The sequence below is a fragment of the Streptomyces sp. IBSBF 3136 genome (assembly GCF_036815105.1).
Taxonomy (GTDB): domain Bacteria; phylum Actinomycetota; class Actinomycetes; order Streptomycetales; family Streptomycetaceae; genus Streptomyces.
This window is the reverse complement of sequence record NZ_JAJSZC010000458.1, coordinates 1-1,356: the sequence shown is the minus strand read 5'-3', so window position 1 is coordinate 1,356 and position 1,356 is coordinate 1. Positions and strand designations below refer to the sequence as shown.

At 67.9% G+C, this 1,356-nt stretch carries 1 protein-coding gene; it reads left to right on the top strand.

The genetic code is table 11. The annotated features are described in order from the left end of the window. Positions 1–72: 72 nt before the first annotated feature. Positions 73–1,319, top strand: a protein-coding gene (locus V7E45_RS40175; RefSeq protein WP_333779235.1) for an IS3 family transposase whose coding sequence is annotated in 2 segments (ribosomal slippage) — positions 73–405 and positions 408–1,319 — 1,245 coding nt in all. Because the reading frame shifts where the segments join, the coding sequence is not laid out codon by codon here. Positions 1,320–1,356: the final 37 nt, after the last annotated feature.

Here is a 1,356-nt window from a genome sequence, read left to right as displayed (position 1 = left end):
GGGGCCTCCCCCTGAGTGGTGGACATGCTGATACTGGATTTGCTTGATCCGGAGGAAGCGAGAACACCGCCGATGGCGATGAGGGACTACTCGGACGAGTTCAAGGCCGATGCCGTGGCCCTGTACGAGTCCACACCTGGGGCGACGTACAAGAGCATCGCCGCCGACCTGGGCATCAACCGGGCCACCTTGCGCGAGTGGGTGCTGAGGGACCGCGAACGCCGCGGCGTCACCGCTACGCCTGCGACGGCCGGTGAGACGCTGGCCCGGGCCGGGGCGACAGCATCATCGGCCGATCCGGACGAGCGGATCCGGCAGCTCGAGGCCCGGGTAGCCGAGCTCGAGGCGAGCGAGCGCAAGCTGGCGACCGAGCGGGACATACTCCGCAAGGCGGCCAAGTATTTCGCCGGAGAGACGAACTGGTGATCAGCCGCTTCCAGTTCGTCGACGACCACCGGGCCACCTACGAGGTGAAGCGGCTCTGCGAGGTCCTGGAGCTCAACAGGTCCAGCTACTACAAGTGGCTCTCCGGCCGGCAGGCCAGGGCCGCCCGGCAGCACAGGGACCGGGTTCTGGCCGACAAGATCCGCGAGGTCCACGGCGAGTCCGGCGGCGCCTACGGCTCCCCACGGGTGACCGCCGAGCTGAGAGACAAGGGCCTGCCGGTCAACGAGAAACGCGTCGCCCGAGTGATGCGAGCGTTCGCCATCACAGGCATCCGCCTGCGCAGACGCGTCCGCACCACCGTCCCCGACCCAGCAGCCACGCTGGTCCCGGACCTGTTCCAGCGGGACTTCACCGCCCCGGAACCGGGCCGGAAATACATGGGGGACATCACTTACCTCCCCCTGGAAAACGGGGAGTTCCTCTATCTCGCGACCGTCCTGGACTGCTTCAGCCGCAGGGTCGTCGGCTGGTCCATCGCCGACCACATGCGCACCGATCTGGTCGCCGACGCCCTCCGCATGGCCGCTCGCACCCGCGGCGCTCTGGACGGCTCGCTCTTCCACTCCGATCACGGAGCGCAATACGGATCCAGGGCCTTCGCCGACCTCTGCATCCAGCTGGGCGTCACCCGCTCAATGGGCGCGGTCGGCACGAGCGCGGACAACGCCGCCTGCGAGAGCTTCCACGCGTCCCTGAAACGCGAGACCCTCCAGGGCGCCCACGACTACGGCGATGCCACCACCTGCAGAAGGACGGTCTTCACCTGGCTATCCCGCTACAACACCCGCCGCCGGCACTCCGCCAACGGCCACCTCAGCCCCAACGAATACGAACGCCGACACCACGCCGATAAGCTCACGCTCGCCGCGTGATCAACGAACGCGTGTCCACCATCACGGGGGAAGGCCC